Source organism: Nonomuraea sp. NPDC004702, from assembly GCF_053601695.1.
Genome location: NZ_JBSGCE010000032.1, coordinates 51,505 through 77,696, shown reverse-complemented (window position 1 = coordinate 77,696; position 26,192 = coordinate 51,505). Strand labels below are relative to the sequence as shown.

The 26,192-nt window shown below is 71.8% G+C and carries 24 protein-coding genes; 12 read left to right on the top strand and 12 right to left on the bottom strand.

The genetic code is table 11. The features are described 5' to 3' along the window. Positions 1-62: 62 nt before the first annotated feature. Positions 63-758 carry a class I SAM-dependent methyltransferase gene (locus ACWEJ6_RS32770; RefSeq protein WP_452428838.1) on the bottom strand — a complete coding sequence of 232 codons (696 nt, stop codon included), beginning with the start codon at positions 756-758 and terminating at the stop codon, positions 63-65. Between the two features lie 290 nt (positions 759-1,048). On the opposite strand from ACWEJ6_RS32770, the gene add reads away from it, so the two are divergent. Then, on the top strand, positions 1,049-2,068 hold the full coding sequence (add, locus tag ACWEJ6_RS32765; RefSeq protein WP_387679972.1) for an adenosine deaminase: 1,020 nt from the start codon (positions 1,049-1,051) through the stop codon (positions 2,066-2,068). Positions 2,069-2,107: 39 nt separating this feature from the next. Here add and pgl read toward each other — a convergent pair whose 3' ends face one another. From pgl to tkt, 6 genes are read right to left on the bottom strand one after another with little or no spacing between them, the layout of a single operon-like run. Then, on the bottom strand, positions 2,108-2,881 hold the full coding sequence (pgl, locus tag ACWEJ6_RS32760; protein WP_387679975.1) for a 6-phosphogluconolactonase: 774 nt from the start codon (positions 2,879-2,881) through the stop codon (positions 2,108-2,110). A 26-nt stretch (positions 2,882-2,907) separates the two neighbouring features. After that, positions 2,908-3,822 carry a glucose-6-phosphate dehydrogenase assembly protein OpcA gene (gene opcA, locus ACWEJ6_RS32755; protein ID WP_352323011.1) on the bottom strand — a complete coding sequence of 305 codons (915 nt, stop codon included), beginning with the start codon at positions 3,820-3,822 and terminating at the stop codon, positions 2,908-2,910. After that, positions 3,822-5,423 (bottom strand): glucose-6-phosphate dehydrogenase, encoded by a 1,602-nt coding sequence (gene zwf, locus ACWEJ6_RS32750; protein WP_358300168.1) that lies wholly within the window; start codon positions 5,421-5,423, stop codon positions 3,822-3,824. The genes opcA and zwf overlap by 1 nt, the downstream gene beginning before the upstream one ends. A 1-nt stretch (position 5,424) precedes the next feature. After that, complete coding sequence (locus tag ACWEJ6_RS32745) at positions 5,425-7,041, bottom strand: glucose-6-phosphate isomerase (RefSeq protein WP_387679981.1); 1,617 nt, start codon at positions 7,039-7,041, stop codon at positions 5,425-5,427. Further along, positions 7,038-8,129: a transaldolase gene (tal, locus tag ACWEJ6_RS32740; RefSeq protein ID WP_364393688.1), complete on the bottom strand. Its 1,092-nt coding sequence runs from the start codon at positions 8,127-8,129 to the stop codon at positions 7,038-7,040. Before tal ends, ACWEJ6_RS32745 begins: the two co-directional genes overlap by 4 nt. A 7-nt stretch (positions 8,130-8,136) precedes the next feature. Continuing rightward, complete coding sequence (gene tkt / locus ACWEJ6_RS32735; protein ID WP_387680351.1) at positions 8,137-10,167, bottom strand: transketolase; 2,031 nt, start codon at positions 10,165-10,167, stop codon at positions 8,137-8,139. A gap of 341 nt (positions 10,168-10,508) precedes the next feature. Here tkt and ACWEJ6_RS32730 point away from each other — a divergent pair, with 341 nt between their 5' ends. Next, positions 10,509-11,447, top strand: coding sequence for a heme o synthase (locus tag ACWEJ6_RS32730; protein WP_387680354.1), 939 nt, complete (start codon positions 10,509-10,511; stop codon positions 11,445-11,447). A 125-nt stretch (positions 11,448-11,572) separates the two neighbouring features. Then, positions 11,573-12,763 (top strand): PrsW family intramembrane metalloprotease, encoded by a 1,191-nt coding sequence (locus ACWEJ6_RS32725; RefSeq protein WP_352364398.1) that lies wholly within the window; start codon positions 11,573-11,575, stop codon positions 12,761-12,763. On the opposite strand, the gene ACWEJ6_RS32720 is transcribed toward ACWEJ6_RS32725, so the two are convergent. Both ACWEJ6_RS32720 and ACWEJ6_RS32715 read right to left on the bottom strand, forming a co-directional pair. Next, on the bottom strand, positions 12,739-13,446 hold the full coding sequence (locus ACWEJ6_RS32720; protein ID WP_452428804.1) for a SanA/YdcF family protein: 708 nt from the start codon (positions 13,444-13,446) through the stop codon (positions 12,739-12,741). The two genes, ACWEJ6_RS32725 and ACWEJ6_RS32720, sit on opposite strands and share 25 nt — an antisense overlap. A 22-nt stretch (positions 13,447-13,468) precedes the next feature. Continuing rightward, positions 13,469-14,455, bottom strand: coding sequence for a COX15/CtaA family protein (locus ACWEJ6_RS32715; RefSeq protein WP_452428802.1), 987 nt, complete (start codon positions 14,453-14,455; stop codon positions 13,469-13,471). Between the two features lie 116 nt (positions 14,456-14,571). On the opposite strand from ACWEJ6_RS32715, the gene ACWEJ6_RS32710 reads away from it, so the two are divergent. Genes ACWEJ6_RS32710 through ACWEJ6_RS32700 form a run of 3 tightly spaced genes read left to right on the top strand, consistent with a single transcriptional unit; the run spans position 14,572 to position 17,318 of the window. Further along, on the top strand, positions 14,572-15,597 hold the full coding sequence (locus ACWEJ6_RS32710; protein ID WP_452428800.1) for a proline racemase family protein: 1,026 nt from the start codon (positions 14,572-14,574) through the stop codon (positions 15,595-15,597). Beyond that, positions 15,594-16,637 (top strand): ornithine cyclodeaminase family protein, encoded by a 1,044-nt coding sequence (locus ACWEJ6_RS32705; RefSeq protein WP_452428798.1) that lies wholly within the window; start codon positions 15,594-15,596, stop codon positions 16,635-16,637. Before ACWEJ6_RS32710 ends, ACWEJ6_RS32705 begins: the two co-directional genes overlap by 4 nt. Positions 16,638-16,649: 12 nt before the next feature. Continuing rightward, positions 16,650-17,318: a GntR family transcriptional regulator gene (locus ACWEJ6_RS32700; protein ID WP_352364390.1), complete on the top strand. Its 669-nt coding sequence runs from the start codon at positions 16,650-16,652 to the stop codon at positions 17,316-17,318. Positions 17,319-17,572: 254 nt separating this feature from the next. Here ACWEJ6_RS32700 and ACWEJ6_RS32695 read toward each other — a convergent pair whose 3' ends face one another. The 3 genes from ACWEJ6_RS32695 to ACWEJ6_RS32685 all read right to left on the bottom strand — a co-directional run bounded on the left by ACWEJ6_RS32695 (position 17,573) and on the right by ACWEJ6_RS32685 (position 20,294). Further along, positions 17,573-18,490: an EamA family transporter gene (locus ACWEJ6_RS32695; RefSeq protein ID WP_352328758.1), complete on the bottom strand. Its 918-nt coding sequence runs from the start codon at positions 18,488-18,490 to the stop codon at positions 17,573-17,575. Between the two features lie 128 nt (positions 18,491-18,618). Continuing rightward, a complete protein-coding gene (locus tag ACWEJ6_RS32690; RefSeq protein ID WP_358300141.1) occupies positions 18,619-19,389 on the bottom strand; it encodes an ABC transporter permease in 771 nt (256 codons plus the stop codon). Continuing rightward, positions 19,386-20,294, bottom strand: a complete 909-nt coding sequence (locus tag ACWEJ6_RS32685; RefSeq protein ID WP_358300138.1) for an ABC transporter ATP-binding protein — start codon at positions 20,292-20,294, stop codon at positions 19,386-19,388. The genes ACWEJ6_RS32690 and ACWEJ6_RS32685 overlap by 4 nt, the downstream gene beginning before the upstream one ends. A gap of 156 nt (positions 20,295-20,450) precedes the next feature. On the opposite strand from ACWEJ6_RS32685, the gene ACWEJ6_RS32680 reads away from it, so the two are divergent. The 6 genes from ACWEJ6_RS32680 to ACWEJ6_RS32655 all read left to right on the top strand — a co-directional run bounded on the left by ACWEJ6_RS32680 (position 20,451) and on the right by ACWEJ6_RS32655 (position 26,190). Further along, a complete protein-coding gene (locus ACWEJ6_RS32680) occupies positions 20,451-21,227 on the top strand; it encodes a VOC family protein (RefSeq protein WP_452428794.1) in 777 nt (258 codons plus the stop codon). A gap of 93 nt (positions 21,228-21,320) precedes the next feature. Then, on the top strand, positions 21,321-22,556 hold the full coding sequence (locus ACWEJ6_RS32675; RefSeq protein ID WP_387679998.1) for a multidrug effflux MFS transporter: 1,236 nt from the start codon (positions 21,321-21,323) through the stop codon (positions 22,554-22,556). A 91-nt stretch (positions 22,557-22,647) separates the two neighbouring features. Beyond that, a complete protein-coding gene (locus tag ACWEJ6_RS32670; RefSeq protein WP_352328768.1) occupies positions 22,648-23,346 on the top strand; it encodes a helix-turn-helix transcriptional regulator in 699 nt (232 codons plus the stop codon). Next, positions 23,343-24,755 (top strand): Fe-S cluster assembly protein SufB, encoded by a 1,413-nt coding sequence (sufB, locus tag ACWEJ6_RS32665; protein ID WP_352364380.1) that lies wholly within the window; start codon positions 23,343-23,345, stop codon positions 24,753-24,755. The genes ACWEJ6_RS32670 and sufB overlap by 4 nt, the downstream gene beginning before the upstream one ends. After that, entirely contained in the window at positions 24,755-25,876 is a 1,122-nt protein-coding gene (gene sufD / locus ACWEJ6_RS32660) for a Fe-S cluster assembly protein SufD (RefSeq protein ID WP_358300127.1), read from the top strand. The genes sufB and sufD overlap by 1 nt, the downstream gene beginning before the upstream one ends. Next, entirely contained in the window at positions 25,873-26,190 is a 318-nt protein-coding gene (locus tag ACWEJ6_RS32655) for a non-heme iron oxygenase ferredoxin subunit (protein ID WP_352325535.1), read from the top strand. The genes sufD and ACWEJ6_RS32655 overlap by 4 nt, the downstream gene beginning before the upstream one ends. Positions 26,191-26,192 lie beyond the last annotated feature (2 nt).

The window sequence follows — 26,192 nt, the reverse complement described above, 5'->3', positions numbered from 1 at the left end:
CGTGCCGCCGAGAGCGCAGGAACCCGCCGCTCATGGGGGCTGTCCTCCGGTGCTGGGCCCGGTCAGCGCAGGCCGCGGGCCAGATAGGCGCAGACGGGGAAGCCCGTGCCGGCGTACGGGGCGGCCAGGCGGTCGTAGCAGGCCCGGACTCGGGCGTAGGTCTCCGGCGGCTGACGGGCGATCGTCTCGAAACGCGGGCCGCCCGCCTCGACCACGCCGCTCCACCAGGCGGCGACGTCCACCCGGTGCCGCCAGCGCAGCGTGCGCACGTCCACGGCCGTGAAGCCCGCCTCCTCCAGCAGCCCGGCGAAGCGTTCCGGCCGTTCCACGGCGGCGAAGGGGCGGACCGGGGGTTCGTACGGCACCCCCGCCGCCGCCAGGGCCTCGGCGAAGACGTTCGTGGCCGTCATCTCGTCGGACTTCCACCAGGTCAGCGCGACGGCGCCGCCAGGACGCAGCACCCGGCGCAGCTCCGCGAGCGTCGCCGGGACGTCGGCGACGTGGTTGACGACGAAGTTGCCCGCCACGGCGTCGAAGGAGGCGTCCTCGAACGGCAGGACGGGCAGGGTGGCCCGGCGGACGGTGGCGGCGGGGTGGCGGCGGGCGACCAGCTCCAGCATGGCGGGGTCGGCGTCCACGGCGGTGACCTCGGCGCCGGCCGCGAGCGCGGCCGCCGTGACCACGCCGGTGCCACATCCGACGTCAAGAATCCGCTCCCGACGCCCCTCTGGAACACCGACCTCAGGACGCCGCTCCACCCGGCCTTCCGAACGTGGGGTCACGTCGGCGCCCGGGGGCGCGGCGACACCTGGGGTCGCGGCGACACCTCGGGTCGCGGTGTCGCTTGGGGGCGCGGTGTCGACTCGGGTCACGGCGGCGAGCAGGGGTTGGACGGTGTGCGAGCTGAGCCGCGCGAAGCCGCGGTCATAGGCCTCAGGATCCCTCACAACCTTGGAGCCTACCCCGCAGCCCGAATCCTGACATCTTGAGGTGAAATTTCGCCCGATTCCCTGTTTCAGAAGGAAATCTCAGGCTTATGGTCTTCGCCATGACCATCGACGCCTTCATCGACGCGCTGCCCAAGGTGGAGCTGCACGTACATCTGGTCGGATCGGCCTCGGTCGACACCGTGCTGGAGCTGTCCCGGCGGCATCCCGGCAGTGAGGTCCCGACCACCGAGGAGGAACTGCGCCGCTTCTACACCTTCCTCGACTTCCCCCACTTCGCCCGCGTGTACCAGGCCGTCAACAGCCTGGTCCGCGAGCCCGAGGACGTCGCCACCCTCGTCCTCGGCCTGGCCAGGGACCTCGCCGGACAGGGCGGCCGGTACGCCGAGCTGCAGGTCACCCCGTACGCCCATCACGTGGTCGGCATGCCCATGCGCGAGGTGACCGAGGCCCTCGACCTGGCCGCCCGCCGCTCCCTGACCGACCACGGCGTGGAGATGGCCTACATCTTCGACATCCCCGGCGAGTACGGCGAGGAGGCCGCCCGGATCACCGTCGACCACGCTCTGCGCGAACCTCCCGCCGCATTGGTAGGTTTCGGCATCGGAGGCATCGAACAGGACCGCCCCAAGTACCGCGACGCCTACCGCGACGCCTTCACCGCCGCACGCGCCGCCGGCCTGCACAGCGTCCCGCACGGCGGCGAGATGAGCGGCCCCGAGACGATGTGGGAGGTCATCGAGGGCTACGGCGCCGAGCGCATCGGCCACGGCATCAACTGCCTGTCCGACCCCCGCCTGGTCGCCCACCTGCGCGAGACCCAGCTCCCCCTGGACGTCTGCCCCACCTCCAACGTCTGCACCGGCCAGGTGCCCGAGCTCGCCGCCCACCCGCTGCCCCGGATGCTGGAGGAGGGCCTGTACGTCACGCTCAACAGCGACGACCCGCCCATGTTCGCCACCACGCTGGCGGGGGAGTACCGCGCCGCCGCCCACGTGCTCGGCCTGGGCGCCACCGAGCTGGCCCAACTGGCCCGCAACGCCGTCAACGCCTCCTACCTGGCCGCCGACCGCAAGCAGACCCTCCTCAAGGAGATCGACACCCTGACCGCCGACCTCTGACGGCCAGGATCGTCGTGCGCCCGCGACCCGCGTTCGAGGTCAGGGGGAGGCCAGGCGGCCCAGTTCTGGGGGGATCTTGGTGGCGGCGGCGCGGTCCAGCAGGAACAGGGTGCCGGCCCGGCCGCGGGCGCCGGCCGCGGGCACCTGGACGTGTCCCGAGTCCGACAGGGCCAGGCGTACCGCGCCTGACTTCTCCTCGCCGGCCGCCACCACCCACACCTCGCGCGCCGCCTGGATGGCGGGCAGCGTCAGGGAGATGCGGGTGGGGGGCGGCTTGGGGGAGCCGTGCACGGAGACGACCGGGCGCGTGTCGTACAGGGCGGGCATGCCGGGGAACAGCGAGGCCACGTGCGCGTCGGGGCCCATGCCGAGGAGCATGACGTCGAAGGCCGGCACCGGGCCGTGGTCCTCGGGGCGGGCCGCGGCGCGCAGCTCGGCGGCGTACGCCTCGGCCGACTCCTCGGCCGTCATGCCGGAGTCGGGGCCGCGCATGACGTGGATCCGGCCGGGGTCCAGGTCCACGTGGTCGAGCAGCGCCTGGCGGGCGCCGGTCTCGTTGCGTTCCTTGTCGCCGGTGGGCACGAAACGCTCGTCGCCCCACCAGACGTCCAGGCGCCGCCAGTCGACGGCGTCACGGGCGGGCGTGGCGGCGATGGCGGCCAGCGTGGCGATGCCGACCGTGCCGCCGGTCAGCACGATCGAGGCCGACCCCTTGGCCGACTGCACGTCGACCAGGCGCGTGATGATGCGCGCCGCCACGGCCTTGGCCAGGACGTCGGCGTCGCGGTGCACGACAACGTTGGGAACGCTCACGACACTTCTTTCTCAAGTGGAGGGGGTCAGCCCTTGTACGTACGGGCGAAGCGCTTGACGGCGGCCTCGTAGACCTCGTCGCTGTCCAGCCGGCGCAGCTCCTCGGCCATCAGCTCGGAGGTGTGCCGCCTGGCCAGGGCCACGTTCCGGTCGGGCTGGCCGGGCCGCGACAGCGTGGCCAGCCGCGCGTCGGAACGCATGACCGACAGCTCGCCGTCGCCGGTCTGCAGTCGTACGGCGGTCAGGCCCGGACCGGCCGACTCGCCCACCTTGACCGGCGCCCCCAGCCGCTCCGACAGCCAGGCCGCCAGCAGCGGCGCGCTCGGATGCCCGGCGCTGGCCTCCACCACGCCCTTGCGCACCTTGCCCACCGGCTGGTCGAACGCGGCGGCCAGCAGGCTGCGCCACGGCGTCAGCCGGGCCCAGGCCAGGTCGGTGTCGCCGGGGGCGTACCCCTTGGCGCGGGTGACCAGCGACGCGGCGCCGCCGTTCTCGAAGCCCTTGGCGTCGGTGATGCGTCGCTGGGCCAGGGCGCCGATCGCGTCCTTGGACGGCACGTCGGGGGCCGCGCCCGGCCACCAGGCCACCACGGGGGTGTCGGGCAGCAGCAGGGGGCTGACGACGGAGTCGGCGTGCTGGGTCAGCTCGCCGTACAGGCGCAGCACCACGACCTCGCCCGGCGTGTTCTCGCCGATGCGCAGCTCGGCGTCGAGCCGGTTGGGCTCGGCCTCCTCCCGCTTGATCACCACGATGATGCGCGAGGGATGCTCGCGGGCCGCCTCGGTGGCGGCGCGCAGCGCGTCGTACTGGTGGCGCTCCTCGGAGACCACCACGAGGGTCAGCACCATGCCGATGGCGGGCGCGCCCATCTGGTGGCGCAGCAGCATGAGCTGCGCCGAGATCTTGCCGGCCGTCGTGTCCGACAGCATGAACGTCGTCACTAGAGTCTCCTCCACACGCGGCCGTCGCGCGCCATCATCGCGTCGGCCGACTCCGGGCCCCACGAGCCCGACTCGTACCCCTCGGGCTGTCCCTGCGTGGCCCAGAAGTCCTCGATCGGGTCGAGGATCGTCCAGGACAGCTCGACCTCGCGCTGGTGCGGGAAGAGCGGCGGGTCGCCGATCATGACGTCGAGCAGCAGCCGCTCGTACGCCTCCGGCGAGGACTCCAGGAACGACTCGCCGTAGGCGAAGTCCATGGACACGTCGCGCACCTCCATGGCGGTGCCCGGGACCTTCGACCCGAACCGCACGGTGATGCCCTCGTCCGGCTGGACGCGGATGACCAGGGCGTTCTGGCCCAGGATCTCGGTGTCGGTCTTGCTGAAGGGCAGGTGCGGCGCCCGCTGGAACACCACGGCCACCTCGGTGACCCGGCGGCCCAGCCGCTTGCCGGTACGCAGGTAGAACGGCACCCCGGCCCACCGCCGGTTGGCGATCTCCAGCTTGATGGCCGCGTACGTCTCGGTGGTCGACTCGGCGGAGATGCCCTCCTCCTGGAGGTAGCCGACGACCTTCTCGCCGCCCTGCCACCCGGCCGCGTACTGGCCGCGCGCGGTGTTGAGCCCCAGGTTGGACGGCAGCCGCACCGCCTTGAGCACCTTCTCCTTCTCCCGGCGCAGCGCCGAGGCGTCGAAGGAGGTCGGGTCCTCCATGGCGACCAGCGCGAGCAGCTGGAGCAGGTGGTTCTGGATCACGTCGCGGGCCGCGCCGATGCCGTCGTAGTAGCCGGCGCGGCCGCCGATGCCGATGTCCTCGGCCATGGTGATCTGCACGTGGTCGACGAAGCTGCGGTTCCAGATGGGCTCGTACAGGTTGTTGGCGAAGCGCAGCGCCAGGATGTTCTGGACCGTCTCCTTGCCCAGGTAGTGGTCGATCCGGAAGATCGAGCTCTCCGGGAACGCCGACGTGGTGATCTCGTTCAGCTCGTGGGCCGACTTCAGGTCGTGGCCGAACGGCTTCTCGATGACCACCCGCCGCCACGACCCCTCGGGCGCGTCGGACAGCCCGGTGCGCTTGAGCTGCTCGACCACCACGGGGAAGAACTTGGGCGGGACGGACAGGTAGAAAGCGTAGTTGCCGCCCGTGCCGCGGGTCTGGTCGATCTCCGCCAACGCCATCGCCAGCGCGTCGAAGGCTCCGTCGTCGGAGAACTCGCCCGGCACGAAATGGATGCCTTCGAGGATCTGCTTCCAGACCTCCTCGCGGAACGGCGTACGCGCGTGCGCCTTGACCGCGTCGTGCGTCAACTGCGCGAAGTCCTGGTCCTTCCAGTCGCGCCTGGCGAAACCGACCAGCGAGAAGCCGGGCGGCAGCAGGCCGCGGTTGCCCAGGTCGTAAATGGCCGGCAGCAGCTTGCGCTTGGCCAGGTCGCCCGTCACGCCGAACAGCACCAGCACGCACGGCCCCGCCACCCGCGGCAGCCGCTTGTCACGCGGGTCGCGCAAGGGGTTGGCCTCGGCGACCTCCAATGTCGTGGCGGTGTTCGCCACGGCCGCCGCCACCGCGACGACCTCCTCCTCAGGAGATGCTTCGTCAGTCATCTCAAACCTCCTGTGCGGCTGCGAGCAAATGCGCGACACCCGTCGCGCGGTCCGTCAAGTGCAGGCGTACGGCGGGCCGTCCGCGGGTCTCCAGCGCGGCCAGGTCGCCCAGCGCCTGCGCGAGCTGGAGCCGCCCCAGCGTGTACGGCTGCCCGGGGACGGCGACGTCGTCGGCCACCGCACCCGTGATCTGCAGGAACACGCCGTTCTGCGGCCCGCCCTTGTGGTACTGGCCGGTCGAGTGCAGGAAACGCGGCCCCCACCCGAACGTCACCGGCCGGTTGGTGCGGATGGCGAGCAGGGCGCGCAGCGTGGCCGCGTCGGCCATCATCCACGCGTCGGTCATCTGCTCGAAGTCGGCCCCCTCGGGCACCGGCGCGTCGAAGGCGGCCAGGCGGTCGAGGTAGGCCATCACGGCCAGGTAGCCGTCGTGCGGGATGGCCTTCAGCAGCTCGGCCAGCACGCCGGGCAGGTCGTGGGAGCGGACCGCGCCGTAGACCTCGACGGGCCCGTCGACCAGCGCGGGCGCGCCCAGCGGCAGGTCGGGCAGGGCCAGCAGGGCCGCGGTGTTCTCCTTGGACTCGGCCACGTTCGGCTGGTCGAACGGGTCGATCTCCAGCAGCAGCCCGGCCACGGCGGTCGCGTACTCCCAGACCAGGAACTGGCCGCCGAGCGGCCCGTCGACGCGTACGGCGCCGTTGTCGGACTCGATCGCGACGACCAGCTCGTCGCTGGTGTGGTTGGGGTCGGCGTTGACGATCGGCAGGATGCCCCGGCCCTGCTTGCCGGTGGACTCGGCGACGAGCTGCTCGATCCAGTCGGGCAGCCCGTTGATGCCGGAGAGCTGGTCCTCCAGCACGAGCTTGTCGCGCCCGGCCAGCGCCGCGCCACCGAGGGCCGCGCCCAGGTCGAGGCCGGGGTTGCCGGTGTCCAGGGACAGCAGCGGCAGCACCTCCTCGGCGTCGTCCAGCAGCCGCTCGACGTCGGCCCCGGCCAGTGCGCTGGGCACCAGCCCGAACGCCGACAGCGCCGAATAGCGGCCGCCCACGTCGGGGACGGCCAGCACCAGGTGGTAGCCGCCCTCGACGGCCCGCTGCTCCAGCGGCGAGCCGTGGTCGGTGACGACCACGATCCGGTCGGCGGGCGAGATGCCCGCCTCGGTGAAGATCTGTTCGTAGATGCGCAGGTGGCAGTCGGTCTCGACGGTCGAGCCGCTCTTGCTGGCCACCACCACGACCGTGGACTCCAGCAGGTCGGTCAGCGCCCGCCGGACCTGCGCGGGGTCGGTCGTGTCGAGCACGGTCAGCGGCACGTCGGCGGTCTGGCAGATCACCTCGGGAGCCAGCGACGAGCCGCCCATCCCGGCCAGGACCACGTTCGTCAGGCCCTCGGCGCGCGCCCGCTCCACGAGCTTGCCCAGCTCGGGAAGGAGCTCGCGGGAGGTGCGCGGCAGCGTCAGCCAGCCGAGCCGGACCGCCGCCACCGCCTCGGCGTCCTCACCCCACAGCGTGGGGTCGCCGCCGGCCAGCCGCGCGGGCACGCCGTCGGCGACGAGGCGCCCCGCGACGGAGGAGGCGGCCGCGGCCACCCCCTCCTCGCGGTAGGACACCTCGATCATGGCACCAGATTCTTGGTGACGCTCTCCAGCAGCTCGTTCCAGGACGCCTCGAACTTCTCGACGCCCTCCTCCTCCAGCACCCGCACGACGTCGTCGTAGTCGATGCCGGCGTCCTTGAGCGCGGCCATGGTGTTCCAGGCCTGCTCGTAGAAGGGGCGCACGGTGTCGCCGGTGACCTGGGCGTGGTCGGCGGTGGCGTCGAGGGTCTTCTCCGGCATCGTGTTGACGGTGCCGGGGGCGACGAGCTGGTCGACGTACATGGTGTCGGAGTAGTCGGGGTTCTTCACCCCGGTCGAGGCCCACAGCGGGCGCTGCGGACGGGCGCCCGCGGCGCGCAGGCGCTGCCAGCGCTCGGAGCTGACGACCTCCTCGTAGGCGGCGTAGGCCAGGCGCGCGTTGGCGATGCCGGCCTTGCCCTTCAGCTCCGGCTTGCCGAGCTTGTCGAGCCGCTTGTCGATCTCGGTGTCGACGCGGCTGACGAAGAACGAGGCCACCGACTCGATCGTGGCCAGGTCCAGGCCCTTGGCCTGCGCGGCCTCCAGGCCGGCCAGCCAGGCGTCCATGACCGCGCGGTAGCGCTCCAGCGAGAAGATCAGCGTGACGTTGACGCTGATGCCCTCCGACAGCGCCTGCGTGATCGCGGGCAGGCCCTCAAGGGTGGCCGGGATCTTGATGAACAGGTTGGGCCGGTCGACCATCCACCACAGCGCCCTGGCCTCGGCCACGGTCTTCTCGCTCTCGCGGGCCAGCCGCGGGTCGACCTCCAGCGAGACGCGGCCGTCCACGCCGCCGGTGGCGTCGTAGACCGGGCGCAGCACGTCGGCGGCCCACCGGATGTCGTACGTGGTGATGGCGCGGACGGCCTCCTCCACGGTGACGCCGCGGACGGCCAGGTCGTGGAGCTGGGCGTTGTAGGCGTCGCCCTTGCTGAGCGCGCTGGCGAAGATCGTCGGGTTGGAGGTGACCCCGACGACGTTCTTCTCGCGGATCAGCTGGTCGAGGTTGCCCGTGCGCAGCCGTTCGCGGCTGATGTCGTCGAGCCAGATGGAAACGCCCTGGCCGGACAGCTTGTTGAGGTTCTCGCTCATCTTCTTCTCAGTTTCCCGTCGTCTCGCCCTTGTCCTGACCCAGCTTGGCGAGGCTCGCCTTGGCCGCGGCCGCCACGCGCTCGGCCGTGAGCCCGAACTGCTCGTACAGCGTCTTGTACGGCGCCGAGGCGCCGAAGTGCTCCAGGCTGACCACTTCGCCGCACTCGCCGACGAACTGGTGCCAGCCGAGCGCGACGCCGGCCTCGACCGCGACCCGAGCCCTGATCGAGCTCGGCAGGACGGTCTGCCGGTACGCGGAGTCCTGCCCGTTGAACCACTCGACACACGGCATCGACACCACTCGTGCCGGGATGCCCTGCGCCTCCAGCAGCTCGCGGCCCTGCACGGCCACCTCGACCTCACTGCCGGTGGCGATGATGATCACGTGCGGCTGGCCGTCGGACGCCTCGCGCAGCACGTAGCCGCCGCGGGCCACGCCGTCGGCGCTCGTGCCCTCGTAGACCGGCACGTTCTGCCTGGTCAGAGCCAGGGCGGCGGGACGGTCGGTGTGCTCCAGGATCGTCTTCCACGCGTGCGCGGTCTCGTTGGCGTCGGCCGGGCGGACGACGTCGAGGCCGGGGATGGCGCGCAGCGCCCACAGGTGCTCGATCGGCTGGTGGGTGGGGCCGTCCTCGCCCAGGCCGATGGAGTCGTGCGTCCAGACGTAGGTGACCGGCAGCTTCATCAGCGCGGCCAGGCGCACCGAGGGGCGCATGTAGTCGGAGAAGACCAGGAACGTGCCGCCGTAGGGGCGGGTGCCGCCATGCAGGGCGATGCCGTTGAGAATCGCGCCCATGGCGTGCTCGCGGATGCCGAAGTGCAGGGTGCGGCCGTAGCGGTTACCGGGGAAGTCCTTGGTCTGGTACTCCTCGGGGATGAAGGACGGCTCGCCCTTCATCGTGGTCAGGTTCGACTCGGCCAGGTCGGCCGAGCCGCCCCACAGCTCGGGCAGCACCGGCGCCAGCGCGCCCAGCACCTCGCCGCTGGCCTTGCGGGTGGCCATCGAGGAGCCGGTCTCGAACTCGGGCAGGGCCGTGGCCCAGCCGGCGGGCAGCTCGCGGTGGGAGATGCGGTCGAACTCCTTGGCCCGCTCGGGGTTGGCCAGGCGCCATTCGGCATAGCCCTTGTCCCACTCGGCACGCTCGGTACGGCCGCGGGCGACCACCTCGCGGGCGTGCTGCAGCACCTCGGCCGGCACGTCGAAGCTCTTGGCCGGGTCCATGCCCAGGATCTCCTTGGTCGCGGCGATCTCCGCCTCGCCCAGGGCCGCGCCATGGATCTTGCCGGTGTTCTTCTTGTTCGGCGCCGGCCAGCCGATGATCGTGCGCAGCCGGATGAAGGAGGGCCGGTCGGTCTCGGCCTTGGCCGCCTCCAGCGCCTCGTACAGCGCCTGGACGTCCTCCTCGTACTCGCCGCCGGCGGTCCAGTCGACGCTCTCGGTGTGCCAGCCGTACGCCTCGTAACGCTTGACGACGTCCTCGGACTTGGCGATGAGGGTGTCATCCTCGATGGAGATGTGGTTGTCGTCGTACAGGACGACGAGGTTGCCGAGCTTCTGGTGGCCGGCCAGGGCGCTGGCCTCGTGGCTGATGCCCTCCTCGATGTCGCCGTCGCTGACGAAGCACCAGATGTGGTGGTCGAACGGCGAGGAGCCGCGCTCGGCGTCGGGGTCGAACAGGCCGCGCTCGCGGCGGGCCGCCATCGCCATGCCGACCGCGTTGCCCAGGCCCTGGCCGAGCGGGCCGGTGGTGGTCTCCACGCCGGCGGTGTGGCCGTGCTCGGGGTGACCCGGGGTCAGGCTGTCCCACTGGCGCAGCCGCCGCAGGTCGTCGAGCGTCAGGCCGTAGCCCGACAGGTAGAGCTGGATGTAGAGCGTCAGGCTGGTGTGGCCGCACGACAGCACGAACCGGTCGCGGCCCGCCCAGTTGGGGTCGCTGGGATCGTGGCGCATCACGCGCTGGAACAGCAGGTATGCGGCGGGGGCCAGGCTCATGGCGGTGCCGGGGTGACCCGAGCCCGCCTTCTCCACTGCGTCCATCGCCAGGGCCCGGACGACGTCGACGGCCTTCTTGTCGAGGTCGGTCCATTCAAGGGCTGGCACGAGTTCGGTGCTCAAGTGCTCGATCTCCGGAATCTAGTTGTCATTTGGCAGTACCTGTTGGCTATCCCGCCCACACGGGACCCTAACCGAGTGGAGCTGGCGATCGATTCCCATTCCACCCTCGCGTGTCCATGAATGGCGCAAGCCCCCCATTGGCCGGACCGTCCGCCCCTGCGACTACAGTTTGTTTGTTCGCAGAGGCGCCACGGCGCCACTCATCGATCCGCTCTAATCAGAGGTTACGCGTTGACTCCGCACAGGCTGGAAGCGCCTTGACGGTGCTGACCAACAGGCAGGCCACGACCCCCTCGACCGAGCCCGGGGCGCCGCGCACGTTCGGCATGGTCGTGAAGGCCTACGTCGCGCTCACCAAGCCGCGGATCATCGAGCTGCTGCTGATCACGACCCTGCCGGTGATGTTCCTGGCGGCCGGGGGCCTGCCGCCGCTGTGGAAGTCGATCGCCGTCATGGTCTTCGGCACCCTGTCGGCGGGCAGCGCCAACGCGCTCAACTGCTACGTCGACCGCGACATCGACCAGAAGATGCGGCGCACCCGCCGCCGGCCGCTGGCCAGGCACCAGGTGTCGCCGCGCGGCGCGCTGATCTTCGGGATCGTCCTGGGGATTTTGTCCACTGTTGGCCTGTGGCTCACCACCAATTGGCTGGCCGCGGTGCTGTCCACCGGCGCGATCCTGTTCTACGTCATCGTTTACTCGATGGTGCTCAAGCGCCGCACGGCCCAGAACATCGTCTGGGGCGGCATCGCGGGCTGCATGCCGGTCATGATCGGTTGGGCGGGCATCACCGAGCGACTCGACTGGGCGCCCCTGGTGCTGTTCGGCGTCGTGTTCTTCTGGACGCCGCCCCACACCTGGACCCTTGCCATGCGCTACAAGGAGGACTACGCGGCGGCCAAGGTGCCGATGCTGCCGGTGGTGGCCACCGAGCGGCGGGTGATCCTGGAGTCCGTGGCCTACACCTGGGCGACCGTGCTGTGCTCGCTGGCCCTGTGGCCGGTGGCCGGCACCACGCTGTTCTACCCGGTCGTCGCGGTCGTGCTCGGCGTGGTCTGCCTGTGGGAGGTCCACCGCCTGCTGGCCCGGCTCAACGCCGGCAAGAGCGGCGTCGACCTGCGCCCGATGCGCTTCTTCCACTGGTCCAACGCCTACCTCGCGCTGCTCTTCCTCGCCGTCGCGATCGACCCGCTGCTGGCCTGAGCGCCGTGACCGTCCTGACCGCCGTGCGCGAGGCCCGCGACGCGCGTGTCCGGACGGTGAGGAGTGGCTGTCCCGCGCGGGCGGTCGGCACGGACCCCGGCCCTTCGATCCGTTAAAGTCACGGTATGGCGACCCGTGATCCACGCTGGGTGTTGAAGGACCGCCCGTCGTTCGCGTTGATCACCGGGCTGGTCCTCACCGGCATCTGCGCCCTGGTCTCGTTCTCCTTCGACGTGATCAACGGTGAGCCGGTGCAGTTCTTCATCGCGCTCGGGCTCGCCCTGGCTCCGGTGCCGCTGCTGCTGGCCGCCGTGCTGGCGCTCGACCGCATGGAGCCTGAGCCGCGCAGCAACCTGATCTTCGCCTTCGCCTGGGGCGCGGGCATCGCCGTGCTGGTCGCCGGCGCGATCAACTCGCTCAACCTCCACTACTTCATCGACACCGCCAAACTCTCGCCGACCAGCGCCCGCAACCTGGCGGCCACCTTCGGCGCGCCGGTGGTCGAGGAGACGATGAAGGGCCTGGTGCTGCTCGGCCTGCTGAAGTTCCGCCGGGCCGAGCTCGACGGCCCCACCGACGGCATCATCTACGCCAGCATGGTCGGCCTCGGCTTCGCCATGAGCGAGAACGTCAGCTACTACCTGTCGGCGCTCAACGGCAACGGCGTCAGCAGCCTGGCGGTCACCGTGGTGCTGCGCGGCATCCTGTCGCCGTTCGCCCATCCGCTGTTCAGCTCGATGATCGGGGTGGCCGTCGCCTACGCGGCCCAGCGCCAGGGGCCCGAGCGGGTGTTCCTGGTGCTGGCCGGCTGGTCGGGGGCGATGATCCTGCACGGCCTGTGGAACGGCCTGGCCTCCTACGGCGGCTTCCCCGGGCTCGTGGTGGCCTACCTGGCGCTGCTGGTGGTGCTCGTCGTGCTGATCGGCGTGGTGTTCAGGGACCGGCGGCGCATCGTGGCGCTCATCCAGACCTACCTGCCGCCGTACGAGCCGACCAGACTGGTCGGGCCGGCCGACATCTACATGTTGTCCACGTTCGCCAGGCGCCGCCAGGCCAGGCAGTGGGCCAGGGCCTACGGCGGCAAACGCGGGGTGCGCGCCATGCGCGACTACCAGCTCGCCGCCACCGAGCTCGGCCTGCTGCACGAGCGGGCGGCCCGCCACATCGTCGACGAGCAGGCCTTCCACGAGGAGCAGCGGGCCCTGCTGGAGTGCATGAGCACCGCCCGCGCCGACTTCCCGGTGCCGCCCGTGCACGCCCGCCGGATGGCCAGGGGCACCCCGCCGCCCGGTTACGCGCCCGGCGCGCCCCGCTGAGCCAGGATCTGGGTCAGCGAGACCTCCCGCGGCCCGGGGAAGACCGGGTCGGAGTGCAGCAGCAGCGCGTCCACGACGGCCTTGCCGGTGGCCAGCAGCTCCCGGGTGGCGTAGACGTACGTGGTGGCCGCCCACTGGCGGGTGGAGTCGTCGCCCACGCCGAAGGTCTCCAGCCCGGCCGTCCGGCACAGCGCGACGGCCCTGGGCAGGTGGAAGACCTGGGTGACGACGGTGACCCGTTCGGCGCCGAACACCCGGCGGGCCCGTACGCACGAGTCCCAGGTGTCGAACCCGGCGTAGTCGAGCACGATCACGTCGGCCGGCACGCCCTTGCGCAGCAGGTAGTCGCGCATGGCGGTGGGCTCGTCGTACTCCTTGCGGCTGTTGTCGCCCGACAGCAGCAGCGCCCGCACCTTGCCCGCCCGGTAGAGCTCGGCGGCCACGTCGAGCCGGCGGGCCAGCATCGGCGTGGGCTGGGTGCGCCACAACCCGGCGCCGAGCACCAGCGCGGCCTGCGCGGGCGGCACCCGGCCCAGCCAGCCGCCGCTGCCGGCCACCACGCGGTGCGGCGAGCTGTCGAGCCAGGCCCAGGTCATGGGCGCCAGCGCGAGCACGCTGACCAGCACCAGCCCCTGGTACGTACGGCGCAGCAGCCTGCGCGAGAGCCTAGGGAGTCGCAGCACACCCCATACCATCGCACAACGGTCAGACGGGAGCGGGCGCTTCCGTCTGAGCGGCGGCGGCCGGGGCCTCCAGCGGGCCTCTGCTGCGCAGCGAGGTGACCACCCGCAGCGCGGCGATCCACACCAGCGAGGCGCCGAGCACGTGCAGCAGCACCAGCGCGGCCGGCACGGCCAGGAAGTACTGGGTGTAGCCGATCACGCCCTGGCCCAGCTCCACGACGAACAGCCCGAGCGCGGCCCGCCTGGCGGCCCGGGGCGCGCCGGTCACGCGCAGCGCGAACAGCAGCGCGAACGTCAGGCCGACGACGACGTAGACGATGTCGGCGTGCAGCCGGGCCACGGTCTCGATGTCGAAGCCGAACCGGGAGGCGATGACGTCGCCCGAGTGCGGGCCCGTGCCGCTGACCACCACGCCAGCCACCAGCAGCACCGCCGTGGCGGCGAGCAGCGCGTGGCCGAGCCGCCGGACGTCGCGGTGGGCCACCCCGGCGGCCGGGCCGTCGCCCTCGCCGGCGCGGGCGTAGAGCATCCAGCAGGCGGCGATCAGCGCCATGGAGATCAGGAAGTGCATGCCGACCGTGAACGGGCTGAGCGCGGTCCTGACCACCAGCCCGCCCCACAGGGCCTGGGCCAGCACGCCCGCCGGCTGCAGCAGCGCCAGGCGCACCAGCGCCCGCCTGCGCGGGACCAGGCGCAGCGCCGCGACGACGCACGCCGCGCCCACCGCCAGCACCAGGAACGTCAGCAGCCGGTTGCCGAACTCGATGAGCATCGTGAGCATCGACATCTCGGGATGGGCGACGGGCACGAAGCTGTCGGGCGTGCACCGAGGCCAGGTCGGGCAGCCGAGCCCGGAACCGGTCACCCGCACGCCCGCGCCGGTCACCGCGATGCCCGCGTTGGCCACCACGGAGGCCAGCGCCCAGCCGCGCATCGAGCGCGCGGTCGGCGCCCAGAACGAGCGCAGGGCGCGGGCCAGGACGTTGGGGCGGGTGGTGGATTCCTTCACGTCAACGATGGTACGGGCCAGGTAGGACGGTCCCGTCAGGGGCTTCTCCGGAACGTGACAATGTGACATGTTACTCCTGGCGACTTTCCCGACCCGGTCCGGAGGGGCTTCGAACTGTGATCACAACTGTCGACTACCACACGGGCGGCGAGCCGTTCCGGATCGTCACCGGAGGCGTCCCCGGCATCCCCGGGGCGGACGTGCTCACCCGGCGGGAGAACGCGCCCGCCCACGCCGACCACGTCAGGCGGCTGCTGTGCCACGAGCCACGCGGGCACGCCGACATGTACGGCTGCTTCCTCGTCCCGCCCGACGACGCCGGGGCGCATCTCGGCGCGCTCTTCTGGCACAAGGACGGCTTCTCCACCGCCTGCGGGCACGGCACGATCGCCCTGGGGGCCTACGCGGTCCAGGAGGGGCTGGTCGAGGCCGACCCCGACGGGGAGACCGACGTGGTGGTGGACGTGCCGTCGGGGCGGGTCAGGGCGCGGGTGCGGTGCTCGGGCGGGCGGGTGGCGGGAGTGACGTTCGTGAGCGTCCCGTCGTACGTGATCGCCCGGGACGTGGCCGTCGCTGGAACGAAGGTCGATATTTCGTACGGCGGGGCGATTTATGCGTCTATTTCGGCGGGGGAGTTGGGGCTGTCCGTCGAGCCCCGCCACCTGACCGCCCTCGTCGGGCACGCCCGCCGCATCAAGGCCGCCCTGGCCGGCCACCCCGCCACCCGCCACCCACGCGACGACCGCCTGTCCGGCGTCTACGGCGTCATCTTCTACGACGCCCTGCCGGCCGATGCCCTGCCGGCCGATGCCCTGCCGGCCGACGCCGTGCCGGACGGCGAGCTGTCGGGTGACGGGCTGAACGTCCGGCAGCGCAACGTCACCGTCTTCGCCGACGGCGAGGTGGACCGGTCGCCGTGCGGGTCGGGCACCGCCGCCAGGATGGCGCTGCTGCACGACGCCGGCCTGCGCGGCACCCTGGTGCACGAGAGCGTCGTCGGGTCCGTCTTCCGGGCGCGGGTGGCCGCGGTGACGGCCGAGGGGATCGTGCCGGAGATCGAGGGCATGGCCTACCGCACCGGCCGGCACGTCTTCGAGCTCGATCCCGACGACCCGATCGGAACGGGGTTCACGCTGCGATGAGCGCTCTTCCCTACATCGACGGGCCCGTGCTGGAGCGGCTGGTGCCGGTCGGCCGCGCGGTGGCCGTCCTCGAACAGGCCCTGCGCGACGGGCTCGACCCCGAGCTGACGCCCCGGCGGCCGGCCGTGGACCTGCCGGCCGGGCAGCTCCTGCTCATGCCCGCCGCCGCCGGCCGCTACGCCGGGGTCAAGGCCGTCACCGTCACGCCCGACAACCCCGGGCGCGGGCTGCCCCGCATCCAGGGGACGTACCTCCTGCTGGACGGCCCGACCCTGGCCCCGCTCGCCGCCCTGGACGGCATCGCGCTCACGTCCCTGCGCACGCCCGCCGTCTCCGCCCTGGCCGTCGCCCACCTGGCCGAGACGGACGCGCGCCGCCTGGTGGTGTTCGGCAGCGGGCCGCAGGCGTACGGGCACGTCCTGGCCCTGCGCGAGGTGCGGCCCGTCGAGCACGTCACGGTCGTGGGCCGCGACCCCGCCCGCGCCGCCGCCCTGGCCACCCGCTGCCGCGACCTCGGCCTGACCGCCGAATCCCTGACCGCCGAACCCCTGACCGCCGAACCCCTGACCACCGAACCCCTGACCAGCGGAGCTCCCACCGCCGAAGCCGCCACCACCGGAGCCTCCACCGCCGAAGCCGCGGTGGTGCCCGGCGCGGTGGCCGACGCGGTCCGGGCCGCCGACCTCGTCGCCTGCTGCACCACGGCCGCGCAGCCGCTGTTCCCCGGTAAGCTCGCCCGGGACGGCGTCACCGTGGTCGCGGTCGGGTCGCACGAGCCCGGCGTCCGCGAGCTCGACGGCGACCTCGTCGCCCGCGCCACCGTGGTCGTCGAGGCCAGATCGGCCGCCCTGGAGGAAGCCGGCGACGTGATCATCCCGATCCGCCACGGTACGATCACCTCTGGTCATCTCGCCGGGAACCTCGCCGAGCTGATCGCCGGGAGGGTGGTGGCCGGTCCCGGCCCGCGGGTGTTCAAGAGCACGGGCATGGCGTGGCAGGACCTGGTGGTCGCCGCGGCCGCGTACGAGGCGTGGAAGTAGGAGGGAAGGCGGATGGCTGCCGAGGACCGGCTCGACCTGCCGATGGTGGGGGAGCGGCAGAGCCTGCGCGAGCAGGTCGCGCACGCGCTGCGGGCCGCGCTGATCACCGGTGAGATGCGGCCAGGGGTGGTCTACTCCGCGCCCGTGCTCGCCGCGCAGTTCGGCGTCTCGGCCACGCCGGTCCGCGAGGCCATGCTCGACCTGGCCAAGGAGGGCCTGGTCGAGGCCGTGCGCAACAAGGGCTTCCGGGTGACCGAGCTGTCCGACCGCGACCTCGACGAGCTGACCCAGATCCGTGAGCTGATCGAGGTGCCCACCGTCTCGCGGCTGGCCGACAGCGCCCGCGCCGAGGAGTTCGAACGGCTGCGCCCGATCGCCGAGGAGATCGTCTCGGCCGCCGACCGGGCCGACCTGCTCGCCTACATCGACGCCGACCTGCGCTTCCACCTGGAGCTGCTGGCCCTGGCGGGCAACGTCCACCTGGTGGAGGTGGTGCGCGACCTGCGCAACCGGGCCCGGCTCTACGGTCTGTCGCAGCTGGCCGAGCGCGGCTCGCTGACCGACTCCGCCAGGGAGCACCTGGCCATGCTCGACGCGCTCAAGAGCGGCGACGGCAAGGCGGTCGGCCACCTGATGGGCGAGCACATCGGCCACGTCCGGGGGATCTGGGCCGAGCACTGACGCCTGCCGCGTTTCTTTACCGTCCGAATTAAGAGGGTTTGTCCGTTTTGAGGTAATGTGTTGGTGAAAGCTTTCACGAACTGATCTTCCTGAGAGCCTCACAAGCCCGGTCACGCGGATGCCCGCATCCGTTGACCTTCACCGGGCTCGGCGACCCGCCCACCTCAAGCCGAGCCCTCCGCCGCGCGCCCGAGAGATCCCCATCCCCGCGGGCGCGCGGCGGCACCTCCTCGGCACTCCTTGACGCCCGGCCGTCAGCGCCCGGTCATCCTGGTCGAGCCGAGGCTGGCGGCCACGACGCACACGATCGCCGCCCACTGCTGCACGTGCAGGACCTCGCCCAGCACCAGCACGCCCGCCAGCGCCGCCACGGCCGGCTCCAGGCTCATCAGAATGCCGAACACGTGCTTGGGCATGCGCCGCAGCGCGTGGAGCTCCAGCGAGTACGGGATCACCGACGACAGCAGCCCCACGCCCAGCCCGATCAGCAGCAGCGACGGCTGCAACAGGTCCGCGCCGCCGGTCGTGACGCCCACCGGCGCGATCACCAGGGTCGAGACGATCATCGCGAACGACAGCCCGGTGGTGCCGGGGAAACGCCGCCCGGCCGCCGCGGACAGCAGGATGTAGGCCGCCCAGCACGCGCCCGCCACCAGGGCGAACCCGATGCCCAGCCACCAGGCCGCGGACGCCTGCTGCCCCCAGGGCGCCAGCAGCGCCACGCCGAGGCCGGCCAGGCCGATCCAGGCCAGGTCGAGCCTGCGCCGGGAGGCGGCCACGGCCACGCCCAGCGGGCCGAGGAACTCGATCGCCACCGCGACGCCCATCGGCAGCCGCGACAGGGCCTCGTAGTACGACAGGTTCATCAGCGCGAGCGTCAGGCCGAAACCGGCCCCGACCGCCCAGTCGCGCCACCCCAGCCCCCGCAGCTTCGGCCTGGCCACCGCGGCCATGATCAGGCCGCCCGCCGCGATGCGCAGGAACACCACGGCGCTCGGCGGCAGGACGGCGAACAGGTTCTTGGCGAACGCGGCGCCGAGCTGCACCGAGACGATGGACAGCAGGACCAGCGACGAGGGCGGGATCGAGTCCGCGGCCTGGCGCAGCAGGCGGCCAGGCCGGGGCAGCGCCGGGCGGCGATCGAAGGGATCGTCGAGGGCGAAGTCGGTCACGGAACTCCTCGCGCGGAAGGTGGGGCGGTCGTCCAGAGCGTACTGACCTCGGACGACATCTCCGCACGCGGGGTGGCGCGCCCCCTCACTCCCAGCGGAGCAGCCTCACCCCCAGCGGCACAGCCGCCTCACTCCCAGCGGAACAGCCGCGAGACCAGCGCCAGGGTCAGCACGGCCCAGCCTGCCAGGACGAGCACCGGCCCCAGCGGCAGCGCCGCCCCCTGGGCGAGCACCGCGCGCAGGCCGCCGGTCAGGGCCGAGATCGGCAGCAGCTCCAGGACCGGCCGCGCGCCCTCGGGGAACTTCGACAGCGGGAAGATCACCCCGCCCGCCCCCAGCAGCACCAGGTAGACCAGGTTGGCCGCGGCCAGCGTCGCCTCGGCCCGCAGCGTGCCCGCCATGAGCAGGCCGAGGCCGCTGAAGGCCGCCGTGCCCAGCACGACCAGCACCGCGGCGGCCAGGAACGACCCGTGGGGCCGCCAGCCCAGCGCCAGCCCCACCGCCACGATCACCGCCGCCTGGATGACCTCCACGGCCACCACCGCGGCCGTCTTGGCCAGCATGAGCCCGGCCCGGGACAGCGGGGTCGCGCCCAGCCGCTTGAGCACGCCGTAGCGGCGCTCGAAGCCGGTGCCGATGGCCTGCCCGGTGAAGGCCGTGGACATGACGGCCAGGGCCAGCACGCCCGGCACGAGGAAGTCGACCCGCCGGCCGCCCCCGACGTCGACCAGCGGCGCCAGCGAGAAGCCGACCAGCAGCAGCACCGGGATGATCAGGGTGAGCAGGAGCTGCTCGCCGTTGCGCAGCATCGTGCGGACCTCCGAGCCGGCCTGCGCGAGCACCATGCGCGGGAACGGCGCGGCGCCCGGCGCGGGCGAGAGGTCGAGCACGGGGGTCATCGCAGCTCCCTGCCGGTCAGTTCGAGGAAGACGTCTTCGAGGGTACGGCGCTCGATGCGCAGGTCGTCGGCCGTGACGCCCTCCGCCGCGCACCAGGCCGTGACGGTGGCCAGCAGCTCGGGCCCCACCTGGCCCTCGATGATGTAGTGGCCGGCCGGCGACTCCTTGGCCGCGCTGCCCACCGGGAGCGCGTTGAGCAGCTCCTCCAGCGTGAGCCCCGGCCGGGCCCTGAACCTGAGCTGCCGCTCGGCCCCGGTCAGCGAGGCCGGGCTGCCCTCGGCCACCACGCGCCCCCTGTCGATGATCACGACGTGGTCGGCCAGCCGCTCGGCCTCCTCCATGTGGTGGGTGGTCAGCACCACCGACACCCCGGCGCCGCGCAGCTCGCCGACCAGGTCCCAGCAGGCGTGCCGGGCCTGCGGGTCGAGCCCGGCGGTCGGCTCGTCGAGGAACACCAGCTCCGGCCTGCCGATCACGGCCGCGGCCAGCGACAGCCGCTGCTGCTGCCCGCCCGACAGCCGCCGGTAGGGGGTGCGCGCGTGCTCGGCCAGCCCGAGCCGGGTCAGCAGCGCGCCGGGATCGTGCGGACGGGCGTAGAAGCGCGCGACCAGGCGCAGCCACTCGGCGCAGCGCATCGCCGGCGGCACCCCGCCGGCCTGGAGCATCACCCCGACGCGCGGCCGCAGCTCGGGCAGCGTGGGCGACAGGCCGAGCACCCGAACGGTGCCGGAGTCAGCCTTGCGGAACCCCTCGCAGATCTCGACCGTGGACGTCTTGCCCGCGCCATTGGGCCCGAGGACGGCGGTGACCGCGCCGCGGCCGGCCCGCAGGGTGAGGCCGTCGAGGGCGGTCCGGCCGCCGTAGCGTTTGACCAGGTCGACGATCTCGACGGCTGGGGAATCCATGGCCACGAGTTTAGGGACTGCGCCGGGCGGTCCGGCCCCCAGGTACGCGCCCGGCGAACGCCCGCCGGGCGGCCCTGCCCGGAAATGGACGGCTCTTGACCGGACCGTTCCCCGGAAAGACGTGAGAACCGGGGGAAGCGCGGCGATGAGCTCCACATGTCGCGACGCAGTGGATACGACCCAGGAGTTCCGTGCTGGGTGGACCTGGCCAGCACCGACGTCCCCGGCTCGGTCCGGTTCTACGGGGATCTGTTCGGCTGGCGGGCCGACATGGTCGACGACCCGGCGGCCGGCGGCTACGGGATGTTCGTCCACGAGGGCAGCAAGGTCGCCGGGATCGGCCCCGTCCGCGACGGCGGCTCCACCTCGCTCTGGAACACCTACGTCGCCACCGACGACGCCGCCGCGCTGGCCGGCCGGGTCAGGGACGCCGGCGGCACCGTCGTGGCGGAGCCCATGGCGATCTTCGACGAGGGCACCATGGTCGCCCTGCGGGCCCCCGACGGCTCCTACGCCGCCGCCTGGCAGGGGGCCGCCCACGCGGGTGCGGAGCTGGTCAACGAGCCCGGCGCGTTCTGCTGGAACGAGCTGTGCACCCGGGACGCGCCGGCCGCCGAGCGCTTCTACTCGGCGGTCTTCGGCTGGACGTCCCGCACGTCCGACCTGGGCGGCATGGCGTACACCGAGTGGGTGGCGGGGGAGGCGGCCGTCGCGGGGATGATCCCGATGCCCGACGAGGCGCCGGCGGAACTGCCGTCGTTCTGGCTGACCTACTTCGCGGTCGCCGACCTCGACGCGGCCCTGCACGCCGCCGCCGACGCGGGCGCCGACGTGCTCACCGGCGTGACCGAGGCGCCGCCCGGCAGGTTCGCGCAGCTCATCGACCCGCAGGGCGCGGCCTTCGGCGTCATCCAGCTCAACGAAACGTCATGAAATATCTGATAACCGGGAATTAGGAGGACCGAATCCCGGTTTGATCCCTCGGCCCTCGTGGGTCATCGGCCTGCGAGGGGAAGGGGTTCACGCATGTCCGTGGCAGAAGCCGCGTCCGCCGCCATTGGGAGCAAGGGCGAGACCAAGGGCGGGAGGCGGGGGCTGCTGCTGGTCATCCTGGGCGCGCTGTCGGCGATCGGCCCGCTGTCCATCGACATGTACCTGCCCGCCCTGCCCGCCATCACCGAGGAGATGCTCAGCGCTCCCGCGCAGGTCCAGCTCACCCTCACCGCCTGCCTGATCGGCGTCTCCGTCGGCCAGGTCGTCGCCGGCCCGGTCAGCGACGTGCGCGGGCGGCGCGTCCCGCTGATCGTGGGCGTGTCGGGGTTCATGGTCGCCTCGCTGCTGTGCGCGTTCGCGCCGTCGGTGCCCGTGCTGATCGTCCTGCGGCTGCTGCAGGGCATTCTGGGCGGGGCGGCGCTGGTCATCGTGCGCGCGGTCGTCCGCGACCTGTACGACGGCGCCGCCATCGCCCGCATCTTCGCCACGCTCATGCTGGTCAGCGGCCTGGCGCCGATCCTCGCCCCCATCGCCGGGGCCCAGCTGCTCGCCTTCACCTCCTGGCGCGGCGTGTTCGTGGCGCTCAGCGTCGCCGGGCTCGTGCTGCTGCTGGCCGTGCTGCCGGGGGTGCGCGAGACGCTGCCCGCCGACCGGCGCGAGAGCGGCGGGCTGGGGCACACCGTGCGCACCTTCTGGCAGCTCCTGCGCGACCGCGCGTTCATGGGCTGCGCGCTCACCGCCGGGCTGGCCTTCGCGGCGATGTTCGGCTACATCTCCGGCTCGCCGTTCGTGCTCCAGCAGGTGTACGGCGCCACCCCGCAGCAGTACTCGCTCATCTTCGGGCTCAACGCGCTCGGCCTGACCGCGATGGCCCAGCTCGGCGGCCGCCTGTCGGGCCGCGTGGAGCCCGCCCGCCTGGTCGTCATCGGGCTGGTCACCGGCCTGGTGGGCGCCGGGCTGCTGCTGACCGCCGCGCTCACCGGGCTCGGCCTGGCCGGCATCGTGGCGGGCCTGTTCGTCATCATGCTGGGTCAGGGGCTCGTCCTGCCCGGCACCGGCGCGCTCGCGCTGGCCGGGCAGCCCGCCCAGATCGCCGGCAGCGCCTCGGCGCTGCTCGGCGTGCTGCAGTTCGCGCTGGGCGCCCTGGCCGCCCCGCTGGTCGGCCTGGCGGGCGAGGGCACGGCCGTGCCGATGGCCTGCGTGATGCTCGGCCTCATCGTCTGCTCCACGCTCGCGTTCGCGATCTTGGGACGCCGAAAGGTTAGGTAAGCCTTACCTGCGTGAGCAATTCCATTGGTGGCCTGCTCCGATTCGTTTGTGCAGCGGGAAGGAATTACGGCACACTGATGTTGTGAAAAACATGCCCACGATCGAGCCCGGTAGCGAGCGCAGCACCCGCGCGCGCGTCGCCAGGCTGATCCTTGAGCATGGTCCCGTGACGGCCGCCTCGCTCGGCGAGCGGCTGGGGCTGACGCCCGCCGCGGTGCGCAGGCACCTCGACGCGTTGCTGGCCGAGGGAATGATAGAGCCTCGCACGGTCAGGCCGCGCGGTCAGCGCGGGCGCGGACGGCCCGCCAAGCTGTTCGCCATCACCGACGCGGGGCGCAGTGCTTTCGAGCACGCCTATGACGACCTCGCCGGGAGTGCACTCCGCTTCCTGGCCGAGCGCATGGGGCGAGAAGCCGTGACCGACTTCGCCCGCTCGCAGGTGTCGAGCCTGCTGACGCGGCTGGAGCCGGTCATGCGGACGGTGCCGGCGGACCAGCGCGTACAGGTGCTGGCGCAGGCGCTGTCGGCAGAGGGGTACGCCGCCTCGGCCAGCAAGGCCAAGTCGGGCGGCGACCAGCTCTGCCAGCACCACTGCCCGGTGGCTCACGCGGCCGCGGAGTTCCCGCAGCTCTGCGAGGCCGAGACGGAGGCGTTCGCGCAACTGCTCGGCACCCCGGTGCAGCGCCTGGCCACGATCGCGCACGGCGACGGGGTCTGCACGACCCACGTGAGCCCCAAGTCGCTGGCTGAATCCGCACACAGAGACAAGAGCAAGGAGACCGGAAGGTGACTGTCACCGACCGCCCGGAGCTGGAAGGCCTCGGGAATTACAAGTTCGGCTGGGCCGACCCGGATGCCGCGGGCGCGGCGGCCAAGCGTGGCCTGTCCGAGGAGGTCGTCCGCAACATCTCCGCGCTCAAGAACGAGCCGGAGTGGATGCTCGACCTTCGCCTGAAGGGCCTCCGCCTGTTCGCCAAGAAGCCGCTGCCCACCTGGGGCTCCGACCTCACCGGCATCGACTTCGACAACATCAAGTACTTCGTGCGCTCGACCGAGAAGCAGGCCGCTTCCTGGGACGAGCTGCCCGCCGACATCAAGAACACCTACGACAAGCTCGGCATCCCCGAGGCGGAGAAGCAGCGCCTCATCGCCGGCGTCGCGGCCCAGTACGAGTCGGAGGTCGTCTACCACAAGATCCGTGAGGACCTTGAGGAGAAGGGCGTCATCTTCGTCGACACCGACACGGGTCTGAAGGAGCACGAGGAGCTCTTCAAGGAGTACTTCGGCTCGGTGATCCCGGTCGGCGACAACAAGTTCGCCGCGCTCAACACCGCCGTGTGGTCCGGTGGCTCGTTCATCTACGTGCCGCCGAACGTCGAGGTCGAGATCCCGCTGCAGGCCTACTTCCGGATCAACACCGAGAACATGGGCCAGTTCGAGCGGACCCTGATCGTCGTGGACGAGAACTCCTACGTCCACTACGTCGAGGGCTGCACCGCGCCGATCTACTCCTCCGACTCGCTGCACAGCGCGGTCGTCGAGATCATCGTGAAGAAGAACGCCCGCTGCCGTTACACGACCATCCAGAACTGGTCGAACAACGTCTACAACCTGGTCACCAAGCGCGCCGTCGCCTACGAGGGCGCGACCATGGAGTGGATCGACGGCAACATCGGCTCCAAGGTCACGATGAAGTACCCGGCCGTCTACCTGATGGGCGAGCACGCCAAGGGCGAGACGTTGAGCGTCGCCTTCGCCGGCGAGGGCCAGCACCAGGACGCCGGCTCCAAGATGGTGCACCTGGCGCCCAACACCAGCTCCAGCGTCATCTCCAAGTCGGTGGCGCGCGGCGGCGGCCGCACCTCCTACCGCGGTCTCGTGCAGATCGAGGAGGGCGCCCACGGCAGCGCCAGCACCGTCAAGTGCGACGCGCTCCTGGTCGACCAGATCAGCCGCTCCGACACCTACCCGTACGTCGACGTGCGCGAGGACGACGTCTCGATGGGCCACGAGGCCACGGTCTCCAAGGTCAGCGAGGACCAGCTCTTCTACCTCATGAGCCGCGGGCTCGGCGAGGACGAGGCCATGGCGATGATCGTGCGCGGCTTCGTCGAGCCGATCGCCCGCGAGCTGCCCATGGAATACGCGCTCGAGCTCAACCGGCTGATCGAGCTGCAGATGGAAGGAGCCGTCGGCTGATGGGCCTGAACGAGAAGCCCCTGTCGACCCTGCACGAGAAGGCGTCCTACGACCTGGGCGACTTCGAGGTCCCGACCGGGCGCGAGGAGTCGTGGCGCTTCACGCCGCTGTCCCGCCTGAAGGGCCTGCACAACGGCAAGGCCGACCCCGTGGGCCACGTGCGCCTCGACGTCGAGGCCGCGCCCGAGGTCGTCGTCGAGACGGTCGGGCGCGACGACGCCCGCGTCGGCAAGGCGTTCACGCCCACCGACCGGGTCAGCGCGCAGGCGTGGAACAGCTTCGAGAAGGCGACCGTGATCACGGTGCCGCGCGAGGCCGTCACGTCGAAGCCGACCGTGCTCACCCTGACCGGTGAGGGCGACGGCGCCGCCTACGGCCACATCGTGGTCAAGGTGGAGCCGATGGCCGAGGCCGTGGTCGTGCTCGACCACAAGGGCAGCGCCGTCTACGCCGACAACATCGAGTTCGTCGTCGGCGACGGCGCCAACCTCAAGGTCGTCAGCCTCCAGGACTGGGACGACGACGCCGTGCACGTCTCCCACCACCACGCCCAGCTCGCCAAGGACGCGACCTTCCGCAGCTTCGTGGTGACCCTCGGCGGCGACCTGGTCCGGCTCTCGCCCAGCGTGGCCTACACCGCGCCCGGCGGCGACGCCGACATGTCCGGCGTCTACTTCGTCGACGCCGGCCAGCACCTGGAGCACCGCCTCCTGGTCGACCACTCCCAGCCCAACTGCAAGAGCAACGTCGACTACCGCGGCGCGCTGCAGGGGCAGGACGCGCACGCCGTCTGGATCGGCGACGTGATCATCAGGGTCGAGGCCGAGGGCACCGACACCTACGAGCTCAACCGCAACCTCATCCTCACCGACGGCGCCCGCGCCGACTCGGTCCCCAACCTGGAGATCCTCACCGGCGAGGTCGCCGGAGCCGGGCACGCCTCGGCCTCGGGCCGCCTCGACGACGAGCACATCTTCTACCTCCAGGCCCGCGGCATCCCCTACGACGAGGCCCGCCGCCTGGTCATCAGGGGCTTCCTCGGCCAGCTCATCGAGAAGATCCAGATCGAGGAGATCCGCGACCGCGTGCTGGCCGCGGTGGAGGCGGAGCTCGCGCGATGAGTTTCGAGAAGGTCTGCCAGGTCGCCGACATCCCCGACGGCGGCGTCATCGGCGTCGAGGTCGGGGAGACCCCGGTGGCGCTGGTGCGCAAGGGCGCCGACGTCTTCGCCCTGCACGACGTCTGCTCGCACGCCGAGGTGAAGCTCAGCGAGGGCGAGGTCTACGACGGCACGCTGGAGTGCTGGCTGCACGGCTCGTGCTTCGACGTGCGCTCCGGCAAGCCCACCGGCCCGCCCGCCACCAAGCCCGTGAACGTCTACACAGTCAAGATCGACGGCGACGACGTCCTCGTCTCGCTCTCGAAGGAGTCATAAAC